Genomic DNA, 21,268 nt, shown 5'->3' on the forward strand with positions numbered 1-21,268 from the left:
AGGTGACGACGTCATGAGTATTTTCAGCCACTTCCAACAACGCTTCGCGTCCACACAGCAGGAAGAACTCACGCTGCAAGAGTATCTCGAGCTGTGCAAGCAGGACCGCAGCACCTACGCATCTGCCGCCGAACGCCTATTATTGGCGATCGGCGAGCCGGAGCTGGTGGAAACCGCCAACAATTCGCGCCTGTCGCGAATATTTTCCAACAAGGTGATCCGCCGCTATCCGGCCTTTGAAGACTTCCATGGGATGGAAGAATGCATCGACCAGATCGTCTCCTACTTCCGCCATGCCGCCCAAGGCCTGGAAGAGAAGAAACAGATCCTCTACCTGCTCGGCCCCGTTGGCGGTGGTAAATCGTCCCTGGCCGAAAAACTCAAGCAACTGATCGAGAAGGTGCCCTTCTACGCCATCAAGGGCTCACCGGTCTTCGAGTCGCCCCTGGGCCTGTTCAACGCCACGGAAGATGGCGCGATCCTCGAAGAAGACTTCGGCATCCCACGACGCTACCTCAACACCATCATGTCGCCCTGGGCCACCAAGCGCCTGGCCGAGTTTGGCGGCGATATCAGCCAGTTCCGCGTGGTGAAACTCTACCCGTCGATCCTCAACCAGATCGGCGTGGCCAAGACCGAACCGGGCGACGAGAACAACCAGGACATTTCGGCGCTGGTGGGCAAGGTCGATATCCGCAAGCTGGAAGAATTCCCGCAGAACGACGCCGACGCCTACAGCTACTCGGGCGCACTGTGCCGGGCCAACCAGGGCCTGATGGAATTCGTGGAAATGTTCAAGGCGCCGATCAAGGTGCTGCACCCACTGCTCACCGCCACCCAGGAAGGCAACTACAACAGTACCGAAGGCCTGGGCGCGATTCCGTTCACCGGGATCCTGCTGGCCCACTCCAACGAATCGGAATGGCACACCTTCCGCAACAACAAGAACAATGAAGCCTTCATCGACCGGATCTACATCGTCAAGGTGCCGTACTGCCTGCGGGTCAGCGATGAAATCAAGATCTACGACAAGCTGCTGTTCAACAGCTCGCTGGCCAAGGCCCATTGCGCACCCGACACCCTGAAGATGCTCGCCCAGTTCACCGTGCTGTCGCGCCTCAAGGAGCCGGAAAACTCGAATATCTATTCGAAGATGCGCGTCTACGACGGCGAGAACCTCAAGGACACCGATCCCAAGGCCAAGTCGATCCAGGAATATCGCGACACAGCGGGCGTGGATGAAGGCATGAACGGCCTGTCGACGCGCTTTGCGTTCAAGATCCTGTCCAAGGTCTTCAACTTCGACCCCCATGAGATCGCGGCCAACCCGGTGCACCTGCTGTATGTGCTGGAGCAGCAGATCGAACAGGAACAATTCCAGGCCGAAACCCGCGAACGCTACCTGCGCTTCCTCAAGGAATACCTCGCGCCGCGCTACATCGAGTTTATCGGCAAGGAAATCCAGACCGCGTACCTGGAGTCCTACAGCGAGTACGGCCAGAACATCTTCGACCGCTACGTGCTGTATGCGGACTTCTGGATCCAGGACCAGGAATACCGCGACCCGGAAACCGGCGAAATCCTCAACCGCGTAGCCCTCAACGAAGAATTGGAGAAGATCGAAAAACCCGCCGGCATCAGCAATCCGAAGGATTTCCGCAACGAAATCGTCAACTTCGTACTGCGTGCCCGCGCCAACAACAACGGCAAGAACCCTACCTGGCTCAGCTACGAGAAGCTGCGGGTGGTCATCGAGAAGAAAATGTTCTCCAACACCGAGGATCTGCTGCCGGTCATCAGCTTCAATGCCAAGGCCAGCAAGGAGGACCAGCAAAAACACAACGACTTCGTCACACGAATGGTCGAGCGCGGCTACACCGACAAACAGGTACGACTGCTCTCCGAGTGGTACCTGCGGGTGCGCAAATCGCAGTAAGGCAGCGATGGGCGTCCACTGCCAGGTCATGGACCTGGCAGTTGACCGCTTGTCTCTAAGCTTCCAGCTCGCCGCTTGAAGCTTGTAACGTGAAGCTGCCCGGAGGGCTCCTCATGAGCTATGTGATCGACCGACGCCTTAATGGCAAGAACAAGAGCACGGTAAACCGCCAGCGTTTCCTGCGGCGTTACCGTGACCACATCAAAAAGGCCGTTGAAGAGGCCGTCAGCCGCCGTTCCATTACAGACATGGAGCATGGCGAACAAATCAGCATTCCCGGACGCGACATCGACGAACCGGTGCTGCACCACGGCCGGGGCGGCAAGCAGACTGTCGTGCACCCCGGCAATAAAGAGTTCACCACCGGCGAGCATATCCAGCGCCCGCAGGGCGGTGGCGGCGGTAAAGGCCCGGGCAAGGCCGGCAACTCCGGCGAAGGCATGGACGAGTTCGTGTTCCAGATCACCCAGGAAGAATTCCTCGAGTTCATGTTCGAAGACCTGGAACTGCCCAACCTGGTCAAACGTAACCTGACCGGCACCGATACCTTCAAGACCGTACGCGCCGGGATCAGCAACGAAGGCAACCCCTCTCGAATCAACATCATCCGCACGCTGCGCTCGGCCCATGCGCGGCGTATCGCCCTGTCGGGCAGCAGCCGCGCCAAATTGAGGGCGGCGAAGGAAGAGTTGGCGCGTTTAAAGCGCGAAGAGCCGGACAACTTCGGCGATATCCAGGAAATCGAGGTGGAAATAGAGAAACTCAGCGCGCGCATCCACCGCGTACCGTTCCTCGATACCTTTGACCTCAAGTACAACCTGCTGGTCAAGCAGCCCAACCCCAGCTCAAAAGCCGTGATGTTTTGCCTGATGGACGTGTCAGGCTCGATGACCCAGGCGACCAAGGACATCGCCAAGCGTTTCTTTATCCTGCTGTACCTGTTTCTGAAGCGGAACTACGACAAGATCGACGTGGTGTTCATCCGCCATCACACCAGCGCACGGGAAGTGGATGAGGAGGAGTTCTTCTACTCGAGGGAAACCGGCGGCACCATCGTGTCCAGCGCCTTGAAGCTGATGCAGGAGATCATGGCCGAGCGCTACCCGGCCAACGAGTGGAATATCTACGCGGCCCAGGCCTCCGACGGCGACAACTGGAACGACGATTCGCCGATCTGCCGCGACATCCTGATCAACCACATCATGCCGTTTGTGCAGTACTACACTTACGTCGAAATCACCCCCCGTGAGCACCAGGCACTGTGGTTCGAATACGAGCGCATCGGCGAAGCCTTTGCCGACACGTTCGCACAACAGCAACTGGTCTCGGCCGGCGATATCTATCCGGTCTTCCGTGAACTCTTCCAGCGCAGGTTAGTGACATGACCGCCAAAAAAGAGACTAAGCGCCAACCCATTTCCACCGGCTCCGAGTGGACCTTTGAACTGATCCAGGCCTATGACCGGGAAATCAGCCGCATCGCGGCGGGTTATGCCCTGGACACCTACCCCAACCAGATCGAAGTGATCACGGCCGAACAGATGATGGATGCCTACGCCTCCGTCGGTATGCCCCTGGGTTACCACCACTGGTCATACGGCAAACACTTCCTCAGTACCGAAAAGTCGTACACCCGGGGCCAGATGGGCCTGGCCTACGAGATCGTGATCAACTCCGACCCGTGCATCGCCTACCTGATGGAAGAAAACACCATCTGCATGCAGGCGCTGGTGGTGGCCCATGCCTGCTATGGGCACAACAGTTTCTTCAAGGGCAACTACCTGTTCCGCACCTGGACCGACGCCAGCTCGATCATCGATTACCTGGTGTTCGCCAAGCAGTACATCATGCAGTGCGAGGAGCGCCACGGTATCGACGCCGTGGAGGACTTGCTCGACTCCTGCCATGCCCTGATGAACTATGGCGTCGACCGCTACAAGCGCCCATACCCTATTTCTGCCGAGGAAGAGCGCCTGCGCCAGAAGGAGCGCGAGGAGCACCTGCAGAAGCAGATCAACGACCTGTGGCGCACCATTCCCAAACGCGCCGGCAAGAACAGCGACAAGGACAACGCGCGGTTCCCCGCCGAACCCCAGGAAAACATCCTGTATTTCCTGGAAAAGCACGCACCGCTGCTGGAGCCGTGGCAACGGGAAATCGTGCGTATCGTACGCAAGATCGCCCAGTACTTTTACCCACAGCGCCAGACCCAGGTGATGAACGAAGGTTGGGCGACGTTCTGGCACTACACGCTGATGAACGACCTGTACGACGAAGGCCTGGTCACCGACGGCTTCATGATGGAGTTCCTGACATCCCACACCAGCGTGGTGTTCCAACCCGGCTTCGACAGCCCGTATTACAGCGGGATCAACCCTTACGCGCTGGGTTTTGCCATGTACCGCGATATTCGGCGCATGTGCGAACACCCCACCGATGAAGACCGCCGCTGGTTCCCGGAAATCGCCGGCAGTGACTGGCTGTCGACGATCAAGTTCGCCATGAGCAGCTTCAAGGATGAGAGCTTTATCCTGCAGTACCTCTCACCCCAGGTGATCCGCGACCTCAAACTGTTCAGCATCCTGGATGATGACCTCAAGGATGACCTGGTGGTGCCGGCCATCCACGATGAACCCGGCTACCGCACCATCCGTGAAACCCTGGCGGCGCAATACAACCTGGGCAACCGTGAGCCCAACGTGCAGATCTACAGCATCGATGTGCGCGGCGACCGCTCTCTGACCCTGCGCCACCAGCAGCACGACCGCAAACCCCTGGGCGAATCCACCGAAGAAGTGCTCAAGCACCTGCATCGGCTCTGGGGCTTCGACATCCACCTGGAAACCCTGCAAGGCGACCAAGTGATGAAGACCCACCATGTGCCACCGCGCAACGATCACAACGACAACGACTACGGCCGCCTGGACCTGGCCGTCGTTCATCTCTGAAACAGCAAAGCCTCCATTGGCCAGGCACAGGCGGTATCCTGTGCCGCTAATGGAGGCTTTTTCATGAAAATCTACAAAGTCGGCGGCGCCGTGCGTGACCGCCTGCTGGGCATCAAGGTCACCGATGTCGACCGCGTGGTCGTCGGCGCGAGCACCCAAGAGATGCTCGCCAAGGGTTTCAAGCCAGTGGGTTCGGACTTCCCGGTGTTCCTGGACCCGAAAAACGGCGATGAGTACGCCCTGGCCCGCACCGAGCGCAAGAGTGGTCGGGGTTACGGTGGTTTTGTGTTTCACGCCAGCCCCGAGGTGACGCTGGAAGAAGACCTGATCCGTCGCGACCTGACCATCAACGCCATGGCCGAAGACGACGACGGTAACCTGACTGATCCGTATCACGGCCAGCGCGACCTTGAGTCCCGCATACTTCGTCACGTTTCCCCCGCATTCGCCGAAGATCCACTCAGAGTTCTCCGTGTCGCCCGTTTTGCCGCGCGCTACGCACACCTGGGTTTTACGGTAGCACCGGAGACGCTGGAGCTGATGCGTCAACTCAGCGAGTCCGGTGAATTGGAAGCCCTGACCCCAGAGCGCAGCTGGAAAGAAATCTCCAGGGCGTTGATGGAAGATCAGCCAGAGGTGTTTATCCAGGTACTTCGGGACTGTAATGCGCTGAAGATCTTGATGCCGGAAGTGGACGCACTCTTTGGCGTGCCACAACCCGAGGCCCATCACCCCGAGATCGACACGGGTGTGCACACCTTGAGCGTGCTGGAACAAGCTGCCGTGCACAAACAGCCCCTGACCGTACGCTGGGCCTGCCTGCTGCATGACCTGGGCAAGGGCCTGACGCCTGTGGATAAGTTACCGCAGCACATCGCTCATGAGCATCGAGGCTTGAAGCTGATCAAGGCCGTCAATGAGCGCTTCAAAGTGCCAAGGGATTGCCAGGAATTGGCGCTATTGGTGGGCCAGTATCACACCCACGGTCATCGCGCGCTGGAGCTGAAAGCCTCGACGCTGCTGGAGTTGCTGCAAAGTTTTGACGTATACCGCAGGCCACAGCGCTTTGAGGAGTTTGTGGTCGCCTGCGAAATGGATGCCCGGGGCCGCAAGGGGCTGGAGCGAAGAAGCTACCCACAGGCGGATTACTTACGCGGCGCGGCGAAAGCAGCGCGCGAGGTTGCAGTTGCGCCACTGCTTGAGCGGGGATTCAAGGGGCCGGAGTTGGGCGAGGCGCTCAAGCGTGAACGACTCAGAGCACTCAAAGCCTACAAGGAACTACACAAACCCTTGTAGGAGCGAGTCCGGGGTGAGTTGCTGGCCCTGCCATTCAAACCCGACAGGCGCCAGCACCTGATCAATCTGAGCATCACGCCACAACGCAGCCATCGTCTTGCCCGCTTCAGGGTGCACCCGATCCGGCGCCATCATCGACAGCGGCCACAGCACAAAGGCATTTTTCAGGATCTCCGCCCGCGGCAGGATCAAACCATCGAAGTCACCCACCAACTCGCCATACAGCAGCACGTCGATATCCAGCGGCAGGCCTTTGCGATCCGGCGCATAGCGGCCATTGTCAGCCTCGATGGATTTCAACCGGCGATCCAGCTCCACCAACGACAGGTCGGTATAGGCCGACACCACCAGATTGAAGAACGGCCCGCTTTTGATGCCCACCGGCTGGCTCTCGAACACCGCCGAGCAGCGCATATCCGTCAGGAAACTCGCCAACGCGTCGAGCCCGGCGCGCAGGTGGGGCTCGCGCTCGATATTACTACCGAGGCCAAGGTAAACCTGAGTCAGCGACATCCGCGCTCAATCTCCACGCCTACACCCTTGGCAGCCGGCACTGCGCCGGGCTTGGTCAGCCTGAGGTGCAGCCAGGGAATCTGGAACTCGCTCATCAGCACTTCGGCCAGGCGTTCGGCAAAGGTCTCGACCAGCTGGTACTGGGACTGCTCGGCAAAGGCCTGGATCCGCGCGGACACGCTGGCGTAATCCAGGGCCAGGGCCAGGTCGTCGCCAGCCGCAGCCGGGCGGTTATCCCAAGCGAAGCTCAGGTCCAGGCGCAGGCATTGGCGGATCCCGCGCTCCCAGTCGTAGGCCCCGATCACGGTGTCGACTTCCAGGCCTTCGATAAACACTCTGTCCAAGCTCTTCTCCGCAGCACGACAAGGGCGCGATGCCCCGTTAGAATCAGGGCATCCTCGCCCGGAATAGTTAGCATGTTTTGGTCACTGGCGATTCTCGCCTACCTGCTCGGCTCGCTGTCCTTCGCCATTTTGCTCAGCCGCCTGACGGGAAATCCCGACCCGCGAATGAGTGGTTCAGGCAATGCCGGCGCCACCAATATGTTGCGCCTGGCCGGCAAGAAGCTCGCCGTACTGACGCTGCTGGGCGACGTATGCAAGGGCCTGTTGCCCGTACTGATCGCCAACCTCGCCGGCCTGACCCTGCAGCAGCAGGCCTGGGTGGGCGTGTGCGCCGTCCTCGGCCATCTGTTTCCCCTGTACTTCCGTTTTCGCGGCGGTAAAGGTGTCGCCACGGCAGCCGGCATGCTGCTGGGGATCTACCCGCCGGCGGCATTGCTGGCCGTGCTCGCCTGGTTGCTGACGTTCTACCTGACCCGCACCAGCTCGCTGGCAGCTCTGATCGCCACACCGCTCACCCTGCCGTTGCTGGCCTGGCAGGAACCGGCGGCGCTGCTGCCGATGAGCGTGCTGACACTGCTGATCGTCTGGCGACACCGGGGCAATCTACGCGACCTGTTTGCCGGGCGCGAACGGCATTTTTAAATACCGCCAATGAGCCCGACTCATGTTGCACACTTACAAGGGCGGCAGCTGCTCCATCGGCCAGCGCGCCTGCACGCTGATCGCCAGGCTTTCGTGCTGCCCCGCCTGCAGGCGCTGACAACCGGCATAGGCGATCATCGCGCCGTTGTCGGTGCAGAACTCAGGGCGGGCGTAGAACACATCACCCTTCATATCACCGAGCATCTTTTCCAATGAACTGCGCAACGCCTTGTTGGCGCTGACGCCACCGGCGATCACCAGGCGCTTCATGCCGGCCTGTTTCAGGGCGCGCTTGCACTTGATGGTCAAAGTCTCCACCACGGCCTGCTGGAACGCCAGCGCGATGTCGCAACGGGCTTGCTCACTGTCGTCCCCGGCGCTGACACTGTGCTGCCAGGTATTCAATGCGGAGGTTTTCAAGCCGCTGAAGCTGAACATCAGGCCAGGGCGATCGCACATCGGGCGCGGGAAGGTGTAGCGACCGACAACGCCTTTTTCGGCAAGGCGGGCAATTTCCGGCCCACCCGGGTAATTGAGGCCCATCATCTTCGCGGTCTTGTCGAAAGCTTCGCCGGCGGCGTCGTCCAAGGACTCGCCCAACAGCGTGTATTGACCGATTCCGTCGACCTGGACCAGCTGCGTATGCCCGCCCGAAACCAACAAAGCGACGAACGGGAACTGCGGCGGGTTTTCTTCCAGCATCGGCGCCAGTAAATGGCCTTCCATATGGTGCACGCCGAGGGCCGGAATGCCCCAGGCAAAAGCCAGCGCCTGGGCACAAGAGGCGCCAACCAGAAGGGCTCCGACCAATCCGGGGCCCGCCGTATAGGCAATCGCATCGATCTCGGTCGGCACGCAACCGGCCTCGTCCAACACCTGGCGAATCAACGGCAGCATACGTTTGACGTGATCACGACTGGCCAGCTCCGGCACAACGCCGCCATAGGCCCGATGCAAGTCGATCTGACTGAACAGTGCATCGGCCAAAAGCCCGCGTTCACTGTCGTAAAGTGCGACACCGGTTTCGTCGCAGGAGGTTTCAAGTCCCAGTACTAGCATGGGTTTGCGCCTTGTAGAGGCTGAATTCGAAGGCGCGCATAATAGTCGCCACTCCCCCTCCCGACTAGCGGTTTTCGATCAGAGGCTTTGCATTCCTGCCAATGAGGGGTTAACATCCGCAACCCTTAAAAACCGACGACCTCAGCCGCGAATTTTTTGCGACGAGAACGTTGATTCCCGGTAATGAAAGAAGGTAGCTCTGGATGCCAGCCGTCAAAGTAAAAGAGAACGAACCCTTCGACGTAGCTCTGCGTCGTTTCAAGCGCTCCTGCGAAAAAGCCGGTGTTCTGGCTGAAGTTCGTAGCCGCGAATTTTATGAGAAGCCAACTTCTGAGCGTAAGCGTAAAGCAGCAGCCGCTGTTAAGCGTCACGCCAAGAAAGTTCAGCGCGAACAGCGCCGCGCCGTTCGTCTGTACTAATACACAGACGTTCGTAGCAAGCTTCTGCCAAGCCCGGCCCTCAGCCGGGCTGTTGGCATTTGCGGATATCGCTTGATGCTTCATCGTTGACGCCGCACACGCGACTGATACACCTGCTTCAAACGTCAGGACTGGCTCTTTTGCCAGCGGTGCACGTCTCTTCTGACGAGCCTAACAAGGCTACTGACGAGCACACTCATTTTATAAGCAGGCGATCAACTGTATCGGCTGTGCCCAGCGACGAGCATCCGAGGCCACGATTGGCCGGCGCCGGACTCGAGGGCAACATTTCCAGGCCGACACACTGATTGAAACTAACGTCAGTGAATGTTCGGCAGATACACTTCCTGACAGCCCAAGCAGACGATTGATGGTCAAGCCATTCGATACGTGCGCTTGAGCACTTCACGGGCACTCATTTACACGCAGTGATGACGAGAACGCCATGGCCGGGCTGATTCCCCAGAGCTTTATTGACGACCTTCTGAACCGCACCGACATTGTCGATGTTGTCAGCTCGCGCCTGCAATTGAAGAAAGCCGGCAAAAACTACACGGCCTGCTGCCCGTTCCACAAGGAAAAAACCCCGTCATTCAGCGTCAGCCCCGACAAGCAGTTCTACTACTGCTTCGGCTGCGGCGCAGGCGGCAACGCCCTCGGCTTCCTGATGGACCACGACAACCTGGACTTTCCCCAGGCGATCGAGGACCTGGCGAAAGCCGCCGGCATGGAAGTCCCCCGCGAAGAAAGTGGCCGCCCGCATAAACCACGGCAACCCACCGACTCGCCGCTGTACCCCCTGCTGACTGCCGCTGCCGACTTCTACCGTCAGGCCCTTAAAAGCCATCCGCAGCGCAAGGCCGCCGTCGACTACCTGAAAGGGCGCGGCCTGACCGGCGAAATCGCCCGGGACTTCGGCCTCGGCTTTGCTCCACCTGGCTGGGACAACCTGTACAAACACCTGAGCAGCGATACCCTGCAGCAAAAAGCCATGATCGACGCCGGCCTCCTGGTTGAGAACGCCGAGACCGGCAAGCGCTACGACCGCTTCCGCGACCGCGTGATGTTCCCGATCCGCGACAGCCGTGGTCGCATCATCGCCTTCGGCGGCCGAGTGCTGGGGGATGACAAGCCCAAGTACCTGAACTCCCCGGAAACCCCGGTATTCCACAAGGGCCAGGAACTCTATGGCCTGTTCGAGGCGCGCAAGAACAATCGAAACCTCGATGAAATCATCGTGGTCGAAGGCTATATGGACGTGATCGCCCTGGCCCAGCAAGGTTTGCGCAACGCCGTGGCCACCCTCGGCACCGCCACCAGCGAAGAACACTTGAAGCGCCTGTTTCGCGTCGTGCCAAGCGTGCTGTTCTGCTTCGACGGCGACCAGGCCGGCCGCAACGCCGCCTGGCGCGCGCTCGAAGCCACCCTGTCGAGCCTGCAGGATGGGCGCCGCGCGCGCTTTCTGTTCCTGCCCGAAGGGGAAGACCCGGACACCCTGGTGCGCTCCGAAGGCACCGACGCATTCCGCGCCCGCATCAATCAACATGCGCAACCGTTGGCGGATTATTTCTTCCAGCAACTGACCGAAGAAGCCGACCCACGCTCCCTCGAAGGCAAGGCCCATATGGCCACCCTCGCGGCACCCTTGATCGACAAGGTTCCAGGCGCGAACCTGCGCACCCTGATGCGCCAACGCCTGCTGGAAATTACCGGGCTGAGTGGCGAGGCCGTCAGCCAGCTGGTGCACAGCGCGCCGCAGGACGCGCCGCCTGCCTACGACCCAGGCATGGATTATGACGCCATGCCGGACTATGCCGACTTCCATCAACCCCAGGAGGCGTATGCCCCCCAGCAGGAATGGACGCCGAAGAAGCCCGGTGCCGGCGGCAAGAAATGGGACAAGAAACCCTGGAGCAAAAACGGCAAGCGCGGCGATCGCGATGAAGCCTATGCCCCGCGCACACCGGTCGCCGTAGAAGCGCCCACATTGATTGCCCTGCGCACGCTTATCCACCACCCGCAATTAGCGAGCAAGGTTGAAAGCGCCGACCATTTTGCCAACGCGAGCAATACCTACGCTCAGGTGCTGATCGCACTGATCGAGGCCGTGCAGAAAAATCCTAAGCTAAACTCCATTCAGCTGATGGCTCGCTGGCATGGCACAGAACAGGGTCGTTTGTTGAAGGCGCTCGCGGAAAAGGAGTGGCTAATTGACGGCGATAACCTTGAACAACAGTTTTTAGACACCATTACTAGGTTATCCGCGGGCCAGCACACGCAGACCCTCGATGAACTCATCAAGAGAGCAAGACAGCCGGGATTATCGGCTGAAGAGCAAATTCAGATAGCAAAACAGATGCGCGACCTCTTAAAACAGAATGTTTCCGCATCAAACCCGACCTCAGCTGGCGTGTGAGGTCATAGCTCGGGTATAATCCTCGGCTTGTTTTTTGCCCGCCAAGACCTTCAGTGGATAGGGTGTTATGTCCGGAAAAGCGCAACAGCAGTCTCGTATCAAAGAGTTGATCACCCTTGGTCGTGAGCAGAAGTATCTGACTTACGCAGAGGTCAACGATCACCTGCCTGAGGATATTTCAGATCCAGAGCAGGTGGAAGACATCATCCGCATGATTAATGACATGGGGATCCCCGTACACGAGAGTGCTCCGGATGCGGACGCCCTTATGTTGGCCGACGCCGATACCGACGAGGCAGCCGCTGAAGAAGCCGCTGCCGCGTTGGCCGCGGTGGAGACCGACATCGGTCGCACGACTGACCCTGTGCGCATGTATATGCGTGAAATGGGTACCGTCGAGTTGCTGACACGCGAAGGCGAGATCGAAATCGCCAAGCGTATCGAAGAGGGTATCCGTGAAGTGATGGGCGCAATCGCGCACTTCCCTGGCACGGTTGACCACATTCTCTCCGAGTACACTCGCGTCACCACCGAAGGTGGCCGCCTGTCCGACGTCCTGAGCGGTTATATCGACCCGGACGACGGCATCGCGCCGCCTGCTGCAGAAGTACCGCCGCCTGTCGATGCCAAAGCCGCGAAAGCGGACGATGACACCGAAGACGACGATGCCGAAGCCAGCACCGACGACGAAGATGAAGTCGAAAGCGGCCCAGACCCGATCATTGCTGCCCAGCGTTTCGGCGCGGTTTCCGATCAAATGGAAATCACCCGCAAGGCCCTGAAAAAGCACGGTCGCTCCAACAAGCTGGCAATTGCCGAGCTGCTGGCGCTGGCTGAGCTGTTCATGCCGATCAAGCTGGTACCGAAGCAATTCGAAGGCCTGGTTGAACGTGTTCGTAGCGCCCTTGAACGTCTGCGTGCACAAGAGCGTGCGATCATGCAGCTCTGTGTCCGTGATGCGCGCATGCCGCGTACCGACTTCCTGCGCCAGTTCCCGGGCCACGAAGTGGACGAAAGCTGGAGCGACGCCCTGGCCAAAGGCAAGGCGAAGTACGCTGAAGCCATTGGCCGCCTGCAGCCGGACATCATCCGTTGCCAGCAGAAGCTGACCGCACTCGAGACCGAAACCGGTCTGACGATTGCCGAGATCAAGGACATCAACCGTCGCATGTCGATCGGTGAGGCCAAGGCCCGCCGCGCGAAGAAAGAGATGGTTGAAGCGAACTTGCGTCTGGTGATCTCCATCGCCAAGAAGTACACCAACCGTGGCCTGCAATTCCTCGATCTGATCCAGGAAGGCAACATCGGCTTGATGAAGGCGGTGGACAAGTTCGAATACCGTCGCGGCTACAAGTTCTCGACTTATGCCACCTGGTGGATCCGTCAGGCGATCACTCGCTCGATCGCCGACCAGGCCCGCACCATCCGTATTCCGGTGCACATGATCGAGACGATCAACAAGCTCAACCGTATTTCCCGGCAGATGTTGCAGGAAATGGGTCGCGAACCGACCCCGGAAGAGCTGGGCGAACGCATGGAAATGCCTGAGGATAAAATCCGCAAGGTATTGAAGATCGCTAAAGAGCCGATCTCCATGGAAACCCCGATCGGTGATGACGAAGACTCCCACCTGGGTGACTTCATCGAAGACTCGACCATGCAGTCGCCAATCGATGTCGCCACTGTTGAGAGCCTTAAGGAAGCGACCCGCGACGTACTGTCCGGCCTCACTGCCCGTGAAGCCAAGGTACTGCGCATGCGTTTCGGCATCGACATGAATACCGACCACACCCTTGAGGAAGTCGGTAAGCAGTTTGACGTGACCCGCGAGCGGATCCGCCAGATCGAAGCCAAGGCGTTGCGCAAGTTGCGCCACCCGACGCGAAGCGAGCATCTGCGCTCCTTCCTCGACGAGTGACACCAGAACCCCCGGCCCAGGCCGGGGGTTCTGCTTTGTACAGATAAAATCCTGCGCAAATCCCCTCCCCCGCAATGCCCGTCTACACTCGAAACATTCCCCGTGCCATAACGAGACCGTTATGCCCAGATTGCCGACTGTGTTACTGCTGTCGCTGCTGACCTGGACCGCAACGGCTGGCGCGTTGACTCTTAGCGATGATGAGCGTGGCTGGCTGGCGGACCATCAGGAGTTGCGCGTGGGGGTGGATGCCTCCTGGCCACCCTTCGAATACCGTGATGAAGAGGGCCGCTACCAAGGCTTGGCGGCGGACTACGTACGCCTGATCCAGGAACGCCTGGGGGTCAGGATCAAACTGATTGAGCCGGTCAATTGGAGTGCCTTGCTGGAGCAGGCACGCCACAACCAACTCGACCTGCTGCCGGGCATCATGTCTACCCCCGAACGCCAGGACTTCATGGCATTCACACGCCCTTACCTGGACTTTCCCATTGTCATCCTCGCCCATGAAGGCGGCGCCCGACCACGCAACCTCAATGACCTTTATGGGCTGAAGATTGCCGTGGTGGAAAACTATGCCCCCCATGAACTGCTACGCACCCACCATCCAGACCTCAACCTGGTGGCCCTGCCCAATGTCAGTTCGACGCTGCAGGCCTTGGCCACCGACGAAGTCGACGCCGTGGTGGGCGACCTCGCGTCGAGCGTCTGGAGTCTGCGCCAGCTCAAGCTCGATGGCCTGTACGTAAGTGGCGAAACGCCGTACCGCTATCAATTGGCGATGGGCGTACCACGGGACAACAAAATACTGGTGGGTATCCTGGACAAGGTTCTCGCCGACCTCAGCCCTGCTGAAACAGAAGCCATCCAGCAACACTGGGTGGGCAGCCTCACCGACCATCGTACGTTCTGGACCGACCTGCTGATGTACGGCCTGCCCGCGGTGCTGTTGTTGAGCACCGTTTTGGCCATCGTCATTCGGATCAATCGCCGGCTGAGTTCGGAAATTTCCCGCCGCGTCGCCCTCGAACAGGAACTGCGCAGCAGCGAATACCATTATCGCGGCCTGGTGGAGAGCCTGTCCGCCATCGCCTGGGAAGCCAGCGTTACCGATTTCACCTACAGCTATGTGTCACCCCACGCCGAGGACCTGCTCGGTTACCCGCGCGCCCATTGGCTGATTCCGGGCTTCTGGCGCAACATCATTCACCCCGCCGACCTCATCCGCACCGAAGCCTATTGCTACCGGGAAACCCGCGCCAACCGCGACCACAGCATCGACTATCGGGTGATCACGGCGGACGGCCGCTGCCTTTGGGTGCGTGACATTGTGAGCCTGATCGAACACGGCCATGAACCAGTGTTGCGGGGCTTGATGATCGACATCAGCGAAGCCAAACGTACTGAAGAGGCGCTGCAGCTTTCCGAGCAAAAGTTTGCTTCCGTGTTTCAGCAATGCCCCGACATCCTGGTGATCGCGCGACTGTCCGATGGCTGCCTGCTTGAGGTCAACAAAGCATTTGAGGACCAAGTGGGCCTGAAAGCCGCAGAGGTGATCGGAAAAACCGCGACCGCCCTGAATATCTGGGGCATCCCCGGTATCGGCCCCGATCTGTTGAAACGCGTGCAAACCACCAGCATTCGCAACCTGGAAATGCCCTTTCTGCGCAGCAATGGCCAGGCCTTTATCGGGCTGATTTCCGCCGAACCGTTTCAACTCGACACCACCGAAGCCATTGTGGTGGTGGTCCGCGACATCACCCAACTCAAGGAAACCCAGCAACAACTGCAAATCTCCGAAGAGAAATTCGCCAAGGCCTTCCACGCCTCTCCCGATGGCTTGCTGCTGAGCCGCCAGCGGGATGGCCTGCTGATTGAAGTGAACGATGGTTTCAGTCGCATCACCGGCTTCAACAGTACGACATCCCTCGACCAATCGACCCTTGACCTGGGCATCTGGGTCGATCTTAACGAACGCAAGCACATGCTGGAGTTGATGCATCGAGATGGATACGTGCGTGACTTCATCTGCCATATACGCCGCAGCGACGGGCAGATCCGGCTGTGCGAAGTCTCCAGCCGCCCACTGCCAATTGCCGGTGAAGACTGCATGCTCACCATCGCCCGGGACATCACCGAGCGCCAGCTGATGCAGGAAAAACTGCAACAGGCCGCCACGGTATTCGAGAGTACCGCCGAGGGCGTATTGATCACCGACACGCGCCAGAACATCAGCGCCGTCAACCGCGCCTTCAGCGAGATCACCGGCTACAGTGAAGCCGAAGCCCTGGGCCAGACACCGCGCCTGCTCGCCTCCGGCCTGCATGACAGCGCCTTCTACGCCGCCATGTGGCACCAGTTGACGGCCCAAGGTCATTGGCAGGGCGAAATCTCCAACCGCCGCAAGAACGGCGAGTTGTACCCCAGCTGGCTGACCATCAGCGCCGTGCGCAACCGCGACCAGTTGATCACGCATTTTGTCGCGGTGTTTGCCGACATCTCCAGCCTCAAGCTGGCCCAGGCGCGCCTCGACTATCAGGCGCACCACGACCCACTGACCGGCCTGCCGAACCGCACGCTGTTTGAAAGTCGGCTGCAGGCGGCCCTCAACGGCCATCAGGAAACCGGCAAACAAGGCGCGGTGCTGTTTCTCGACCTGGATCGTTTCAAACACATCAATGACAGCCTCGGCCACCCGATCGGCGACCTGCTGCTCAAAGACATCGCCGTACGCCTCAAGGAGCAACTGCGTGACATCGACACCGTCGCGCGCCTGGGCGGCGATGAATTCATCATCCTTCTACCCGGCCTGCAACACGCCAGCGACGCCGAGCAACTGGCCAATAAGCTGCTGGCCTGCTTCACCCCACCGTTCCAGGCCGGCGAACACGAGTTCTTCATCAGCGCCAGCATCGGCACCAGCCTGTACCCCCAGGACGGTACCGACGTGGCCACCCTGGTCAAGAACGCCGACGCCGCGATGTACCGCTCCAAGGCCAAGGGCCGTAACCGGGTCGAAAGTTACACCCGCGACCTGACAGCCCAGGCCAACGAGCGCGTGGCACTGGAGCACGAACTGCGGCGAGCCATCGAACGTGATGAGTTGGTCCTGTATTACCAGCCAAAACTGAGCCTGCTGACACAAGAATTGATCGGCGCCGAAGCCTTGATCCGCTGGCACCACCCCACCTTTGGCGACGTCTCGCCCGAACACTTCATTGCCCTGGCCGAAGAGAACGGCATGATCCTGCAGATTGGCGACTGGGTGCTGGAGCACGCCTGTCGGCAAATGCACACCTGGCAAAGCACTTTCGATGACTTTGGCCCACTATCGGTCAACCTCGCCGGCGCGCAACTGCGCCACCCTGGTTTACTGGCTCGTATCGAACAGCTACTGCGCGACTACAGCCTCGAACCGGGCTGCCTGCAATTGGAGATCACTGAAAACTTCATCATGAGCCAGGCCGAAGAAGCGCTGGCAGTCCTGCACCAACTCAAGCGCCTGGGCGTACAGCTGGCGATCGACGATTTCGGCACCGGCTATTCGTCCCTCAGCTATCTCAAGCGCCTGCCACTGGATTTCCTGAAGATCGACCAGTCCTTCGTCCGCGGCCTGCCTGACGACCCCCACGACGCAGCCATCGTGCGCGCCATCATCGCGCTGGGCCACAGCATGCAATTCACCATCATCGCAGAAGGCGTGGAGAACCCCGCGCAGCAAGCCTTCCTGGCTGCTGAAGGCTGCGAACAGATGCAGGGCTACATCGTCAGCCTGCCGCTACCGCCCGAGCTTTTTGCGACGACCTTCCTTCGCAGGAGCATTGAGGATTTTTCGGATAGCACAGTGGAGAAACCATCGTTATAATCCGCGACCTACTGAGGGCCTATAGCTCAGTTGGTCAGAGCAGAGGACTCATAATCCTTTGGTCCACGGTTCAAGTCCGTGTGGGCCCACCAACTCCAAAGCCGCGCATTGCGCGGCTTTTGTGTGTCTGGCACAGACGTTTTGCGTGGGGGGCGGCCTACAACCTTACTTCGCAAACAACTGCCCAATATCCCTGAATGCCTTGAACTCCAACGCATTGCCGCACGGGTCGAACAGGAACAAGGTCGCCTGCTCACCCACCTGTCCCTTGAACCGAATATGCGGTTCCAACACAAACGTCGTCTGCCGCGCCTGTAAACGGTCTGCCAGGGCGTGCCAATCTTCCCAGCCCAGCACCACGCCAAAATGCGGCACGGGCACGTCGTGGCCGTCGACAGCGTTAGTGTGGGCGGCTTCCTGGGAGGCGGTTTTCGGGTGTTCGTGAATCACCAGTTGATGGCCGAAGAAGTTGAAGTCGACCCAGTGTTCGCTGGAGCGGCCCTCCTCCAACCCAAAGACGTCGCCGTAGAAGTGCCGTGCAGCGGCGAGATCGAATACCGGAATGGCCAGGTGAAAGGGCGCGAGTGTCATCAGTTCAAACCTCTATGGGCGTTAGTTAGCCGAGTTTAGCCTTGCTCCCAACGATGAAAAGACGATAGTTTTTGCGTCGAGCTCAAAAAATTTTGATGAATCGAGACCCCCATGTTGCGTGAATTGAAGACCTTTATTGCGGTAACGCGCCACGGGACGTTTGCGGCAGCGGGCATGCATATCGGGCTGACGCAGTCAGCGGTGAGTGCCCAGATTCGTCAGTTGGAGCAAGCGCTGGGCGTGCAGTTGTTCGACCGCACCGGCCGCCAGGCCACCCTGAATGCCGCCGGTTTGCGCGCATTACCCTTGGCCAAGGAGATTCTGGAGACCTTCAACCGCATGGCGGTGCCGGTGAATACCAATGAATACCGGGGTGAGTTGAAAGTCGGTGCTATCACTACGGCTCAAACCGGTTTGCTGCCCCAGGCGTTGGTGCGCTTGCGCCAGGCCGCACCAACGGTTGAGTGCAAGTTGGTGCCTGGTGTCTCCCTGGAGCTGTTGAACCAGGTCGACGCTGGAGAGTTGGATTCGGCAATCATCATTCGACCGCCCTTCGACCTGCCCAAGGAGTTGTATGTGCAGGTGCTGCGCAAGGAGCCGTTCGTGTTGGTCGTGCCGAACACATTGGTGGGCGACGACCCTTTGCACCTACTCAACACCCAGCCCCATGTGCGCTATGACCGTGCTTCGTTTGGCGGCCGACTCGTGAGCCGGTTTCTGCGCGAGCAGAAGCTTGAGATGCAAGTGGCGCTGGAGCTGGATGAACTCGAAGCCATCGTCAGGATGGTGGAGTGTGGCCTGGGCGTATCGTTGATTCCAAAGGCAGGCTTGTGGCTGGAGCGCTCGCCCCAAGTAAGAATAATCCCGCTGGGCAAGCTGACTTTTTTCCGCGAGATCATCCTGCTGGGCCGCTACAGCCAACGTCACCTGCCGGTGCCACAACTGTTTGCCCGCTGCCTGCTGGCCGATCCAAGCCTGTAACATGCGTTCCCATTGCCGCCCGTCACGGAGCCTCACGTGCCTGTTCTAGATGAAATCGATCGCCAGTTGATCGCCGCCCTGCAGATCAACGCCCGCGAAAGCGTGGCCATGCTCGCCCGGCAGTTGGGCATTGCGCGCACCACGGTGACGTCGCGCCTTGCGCGCCTGGAGAAAACCCAGGTGATCACCGGTTATGGTGTGCGCCTGGGTCAACGCGTGGTAGATGGGGGCTTGCAGGCCTATGTGGGGATCACCGGGCAACCGCGCTCGGGCAAAGAAGTGCTGCGCAGGCTGAGCGCCATGGCCCAGGTTCAACAATTGTGCGCGGTCAGCGGCGAGTTCGATTACGTGGCCTGGTTGCGCACCGATTCGCCGGAACAGCTCGATCAATTGCTGGACCAGATTGGCAGTGTCGATGGCGTAGAGAAAACCACCACATCGATCATCCTCAGTAACAAATTGGATCGCGGCCAACCCATCTGACCACCTAATTCGTCACTATGACTAAAAACAATTCATTCCGACGACACTTTGCGTCTTATTAACGAACGTAACGCTCCCTAAACTGGCTGCCATCTTTTCCTATACTCAGCGGGTCACTTCCCGCCGAGTCGTCAGCAAGGGCCCGCCATGAGCATTCCGTCCAGCACCATCAGCAAGACCCATCGCCACCCTGCCGACGGTAAAAAACCCATCACCATCTTTGGCCCGGATTTCCCGTTCGCCTTCGATGACTGGATCGAACACCCCGCCGGACTCGGCAGTATCCCCGCCGCCAACCATGGCGCCGAAGTGGCCATCGTCGGCGCCGGTATCGCCGGGTTGGTCGCCGCCTACGAGCTGATGAAGCTGGGCCTCAAGCCCGTGGTGTATGAGGCCTCGAAGATGGGCGGCCGTTTGCGTTCCCAGGCCTTCGAAGGCGCCGAAGGCATCATCGCCGAGCTGGGCGGCATGCGCTTTCCGGTGTCGTCCACCGCGTTCTATCACTACGTCGACAAGCTGGGCCTGGAAACCAAACCCTTCCCCAACCCGCTGACGCCAGCTTCCGGCAGTACGGTGATCGATCTGGAAGGCCAGACCCACTACGCACAAAAGCTGTCCGATTTACCCGCGCTGTTCCAGGAAGTGGCTGACGCCTGGGCCTACGCCCTGGAAGCCGGCTCGCAGTTCGGCGATATCCAGCAAGCCATCCGCGATCGTGATGTGCCGCGCCTCAAAGCGTTGTGGAACAAGCTGGTGCCCTTGTGGGACGACCGCACCTTCTACGACTTCGTAGCCACCTCCAAGGCCTTCGCCAAGTTGTCGTTCCACCACCGCGAGGTGTTTGGCCAGGTAGGTTTCGGCACCGGCGGCTGGGACTCGGATTTCCCCAACTCCATGTTGGAAATATTCCGCGTGGTCATGACCAACTGTGACGATCACCAGCACCTGGTGGTCGGCGGCGTAGCCCAGGTGCCGCTGGGCATCTGGCGCCATGTGCCGGAACGATGCGCCCACTGGCCCGCCGGTACCAGCCTGAGCTCGCTGCACCGCGGTGCACCACGGGCCGGGGTAAAACGCATCGCCCATGCTGCCGATGGCCGTTTCGCGGTGACCGACAACTACGGCGATACCCGCGAATACGCGGCCGTGCTCACCACCTGCCAAAGCTGGCTGCTGACCACCCAGATCGAGTGCGATGAAACCTTGTTCTCGCAAAAGATGTGGATGGCCCTGGACCGTACCCGCTACATGCAATCGTCAAAGACCTTCGTGATGGTCGACCGCCCATTCTGGAAAGACAAAGACCCGGAGACCGGCCGCGACCTGATGAGCATGACCCTCACCGATCGCCTCACGCGCGGCACTTACCTATTCGACAACGGCGACGACAAACCAGGGGTGATCTGCCTGTCGTACTCGTGGATGAGCGACGCGCTGAAAATGCTCCCGCAGCCCATCGACAAGCGGGTGAAACTGGCGCTGGACGCATTGAACAAGATCTACCCGAAAGTCGACATCAAGGCGCGCATCATCGGCGACCCGATCACCGTGTCCTGGGAAGCCGACCCGCATTTCCTCGGGGCCTTCAAAGGCGCGTTGCCAGGTCACTACCGCTACAACCAGCGTATGTATGCGCACTTCATGCAGAAGGACATGCCCGCTGAACAGCGTGGGATTTTTATCGCCGGTGACGACGTGTCCTGGACTCCAGCATGGGTGGAGGGCGCGGTACAAACCTCATTGAACGCGGTGTGGGGCATCATGACCCACTTTGGTGGCAGCACTCACCCCGAGAACCCGGGGCCGGGTGATGTGTTCGATGAGATCGGGCCGATCGCCCTGGCCGATTAAGGAGTTA

At 59.6% G+C, this 21,268-nt stretch carries 16 protein-coding genes and 1 tRNA gene; 13 read left to right on the forward strand and 4 right to left on the reverse strand.

What is annotated here, in order from left to right:
• Window positions 1-13 precede the first annotated feature (13 nt).
• The 4 genes from BLQ09_RS04250 (at window position 14) to BLQ09_RS04265 (ending at window position 6,179) form a co-directional block, all read left to right on the forward strand.
• A complete protein-coding gene (locus BLQ09_RS04250; RefSeq protein WP_003194732.1) occupies window positions 14-1,936 on the forward strand; it encodes a PrkA family serine protein kinase in 1,923 nt (640 codons plus the stop codon).
• A 113-nt stretch (window positions 1,937-2,049) separates the two neighbouring features.
• Window positions 2,050-3,321: a YeaH/YhbH family protein gene (locus BLQ09_RS04255; protein ID WP_027605916.1), complete on the forward strand. Its 1,272-nt coding sequence runs from the start codon at window positions 2,050-2,052 to the stop codon at window positions 3,319-3,321.
• Window positions 3,318-4,883: a SpoVR family protein gene (locus BLQ09_RS04260; protein WP_027605917.1), complete on the forward strand. Its 1,566-nt coding sequence runs from the start codon at window positions 3,318-3,320 to the stop codon at window positions 4,881-4,883. Before BLQ09_RS04255 ends, BLQ09_RS04260 begins: the two co-directional genes overlap by 4 nt.
• 63 nt (window positions 4,884-4,946) lie before the next feature.
• The gene (locus tag BLQ09_RS04265) at window positions 4,947-6,179 is read left to right on the forward strand and encodes a multifunctional CCA addition/repair protein (protein ID WP_027605918.1); all 1,233 of its coding nucleotides are present in this window, start codon (window positions 4,947-4,949) and stop codon (window positions 6,177-6,179) included.
• On the opposite strand, the gene folK is transcribed toward BLQ09_RS04265, so the two are convergent.
• Both folK and folB read right to left on the reverse strand, forming a co-directional pair.
• Window positions 6,162-6,692 (reverse strand): 2-amino-4-hydroxy-6-hydroxymethyldihydropteridine diphosphokinase, encoded by a 531-nt coding sequence (folK, locus tag BLQ09_RS04270; protein WP_092355520.1) that lies wholly within the window; start codon window positions 6,690-6,692, stop codon window positions 6,162-6,164. The two genes, BLQ09_RS04265 and folK, sit on opposite strands and share 18 nt — an antisense overlap.
• Window positions 6,683-7,036, reverse strand: coding sequence for a dihydroneopterin aldolase (gene folB / locus BLQ09_RS04275; protein ID WP_027605920.1), 354 nt, complete (start codon window positions 7,034-7,036; stop codon window positions 6,683-6,685). The genes folK and folB overlap by 10 nt, the downstream gene beginning before the upstream one ends.
• A 72-nt stretch (window positions 7,037-7,108) precedes the next feature.
• On the opposite strand from folB, the gene plsY reads away from it, so the two are divergent.
• Complete coding sequence (gene plsY, locus BLQ09_RS04280; protein ID WP_053131126.1) at window positions 7,109-7,678, forward strand: glycerol-3-phosphate 1-O-acyltransferase PlsY; 570 nt, start codon at window positions 7,109-7,111, stop codon at window positions 7,676-7,678.
• A gap of 33 nt (window positions 7,679-7,711) precedes the next feature.
• On the opposite strand, the gene tsaD is transcribed toward plsY, so the two are convergent.
• Window positions 7,712-8,737, reverse strand: a complete 1,026-nt coding sequence (gene tsaD / locus BLQ09_RS04285; protein ID WP_027605922.1) for a tRNA (adenosine(37)-N6)-threonylcarbamoyltransferase complex transferase subunit TsaD — start codon at window positions 8,735-8,737, stop codon at window positions 7,712-7,714.
• 203 nt (window positions 8,738-8,940) lie between these two features.
• Here tsaD and rpsU point away from each other — a divergent pair, with 203 nt between their 5' ends.
• From rpsU to BLQ09_RS04310, 5 genes are all read left to right on the forward strand, one after another.
• A complete protein-coding gene (gene rpsU, locus BLQ09_RS04290) occupies window positions 8,941-9,156 on the forward strand; it encodes a 30S ribosomal protein S21 (RefSeq protein ID WP_002551877.1) in 216 nt (71 codons plus the stop codon).
• Window positions 9,157-9,601: 445 nt separating this feature from the next.
• On the forward strand, window positions 9,602-11,572 hold the full coding sequence (dnaG, locus tag BLQ09_RS04295; RefSeq protein WP_027605924.1) for a DNA primase: 1,971 nt from the start codon (window positions 9,602-9,604) through the stop codon (window positions 11,570-11,572).
• A gap of 67 nt (window positions 11,573-11,639) precedes the next feature.
• Window positions 11,640-13,490: an RNA polymerase sigma factor RpoD gene (gene rpoD / locus BLQ09_RS04300; protein ID WP_027605925.1), complete on the forward strand. Its 1,851-nt coding sequence runs from the start codon at window positions 11,640-11,642 to the stop codon at window positions 13,488-13,490.
• Window positions 13,491-13,611: 121 nt separating this feature from the next.
• Window positions 13,612-17,355, forward strand: a complete 3,744-nt coding sequence (locus BLQ09_RS04305; RefSeq protein ID WP_092355523.1) for an EAL domain-containing protein — start codon at window positions 13,612-13,614, stop codon at window positions 17,353-17,355.
• 15 nt (window positions 17,356-17,370) lie between these two features.
• Window positions 17,371-17,447, forward strand: a tRNA-Ile gene (locus BLQ09_RS04310).
• Window positions 17,448-17,520: 73 nt separating this feature from the next.
• On the opposite strand, the gene BLQ09_RS04315 is transcribed toward BLQ09_RS04310, so the two are convergent.
• Entirely contained in the window at window positions 17,521-17,946 is a 426-nt protein-coding gene (locus tag BLQ09_RS04315; RefSeq protein ID WP_027605927.1) for a VOC family protein, read from the reverse strand.
• Between the two features lie 111 nt (window positions 17,947-18,057).
• On the opposite strand from BLQ09_RS04315, the gene BLQ09_RS04320 reads away from it, so the two are divergent.
• The 3 genes from BLQ09_RS04320 to BLQ09_RS04330 all read left to right on the forward strand — a co-directional run bounded on the left by BLQ09_RS04320 (window position 18,058) and on the right by BLQ09_RS04330 (window position 21,261).
• Window positions 18,058-18,927 (forward strand): LysR family transcriptional regulator, encoded by an 870-nt coding sequence (locus tag BLQ09_RS04320; RefSeq protein WP_027605928.1) that lies wholly within the window; start codon window positions 18,058-18,060, stop codon window positions 18,925-18,927.
• A 36-nt stretch (window positions 18,928-18,963) separates the two neighbouring features.
• A complete protein-coding gene (locus BLQ09_RS04325) occupies window positions 18,964-19,410 on the forward strand; it encodes an Lrp/AsnC family transcriptional regulator (protein WP_092355526.1) in 447 nt (148 codons plus the stop codon).
• Between the two features lie 168 nt (window positions 19,411-19,578).
• Window positions 19,579-21,261, forward strand: coding sequence for a flavin monoamine oxidase family protein (locus BLQ09_RS04330; RefSeq protein WP_092356078.1), 1,683 nt, complete (start codon window positions 19,579-19,581; stop codon window positions 21,259-21,261).
• Window positions 21,262-21,268: the final 7 nt, after the last annotated feature.

It is taken from the genome of Pseudomonas sp. NFACC25, from assembly GCF_900100935.1.
Lineage (GTDB): Bacteria > Pseudomonadota > Gammaproteobacteria > Pseudomonadales > Pseudomonadaceae > Aquipseudomonas > Aquipseudomonas marginalis.

Coding starts and splice junctions, on each gene's coding strand:
- BLQ09_RS04315 (WP_027605927.1), bottom strand. CDS start 17,946: ATGACACTCGCGCCCTTTCACCTGGCCATTCCGGTATTCGATCTCGCC.
- BLQ09_RS04260 (WP_027605917.1), top strand. CDS start 3,318: ATGACCGCCAAAAAAGAGACTAAGCGCCAACCCATTTCCACCGGCTCC.
- plsY (WP_053131126.1), top strand. CDS start 7,109: ATGTTTTGGTCACTGGCGATTCTCGCCTACCTGCTCGGCTCGCTGTCC.
- folK (WP_092355520.1), bottom strand. CDS start 6,692: ATGTCGCTGACTCAGGTTTACCTTGGCCTCGGTAGTAATATCGAGCGC.
- rpoD (WP_027605925.1), top strand. CDS start 11,640: ATGTCCGGAAAAGCGCAACAGCAGTCTCGTATCAAAGAGTTGATCACC.
- BLQ09_RS04305 (WP_092355523.1), top strand. CDS start 13,612: ATGCCCAGATTGCCGACTGTGTTACTGCTGTCGCTGCTGACCTGGACC.
- dnaG (WP_027605924.1), top strand. CDS start 9,602: ATGGCCGGGCTGATTCCCCAGAGCTTTATTGACGACCTTCTGAACCGC.
- rpsU (WP_002551877.1), top strand. CDS start 8,941: ATGCCAGCCGTCAAAGTAAAAGAGAACGAACCCTTCGACGTAGCTCTG.
- BLQ09_RS04255 (WP_027605916.1), top strand. CDS start 2,050: ATGAGCTATGTGATCGACCGACGCCTTAATGGCAAGAACAAGAGCACG.
- BLQ09_RS04265 (WP_027605918.1), top strand. CDS start 4,947: ATGAAAATCTACAAAGTCGGCGGCGCCGTGCGTGACCGCCTGCTGGGC.
- tsaD (WP_027605922.1), bottom strand. CDS start 8,737: ATGCTAGTACTGGGACTTGAAACCTCCTGCGACGAAACCGGTGTCGCA.
- BLQ09_RS04320 (WP_027605928.1), top strand. CDS start 18,058: ATGTTGCGTGAATTGAAGACCTTTATTGCGGTAACGCGCCACGGGACG.
- BLQ09_RS04250 (WP_003194732.1), top strand. CDS start 14: ATGAGTATTTTCAGCCACTTCCAACAACGCTTCGCGTCCACACAGCAG.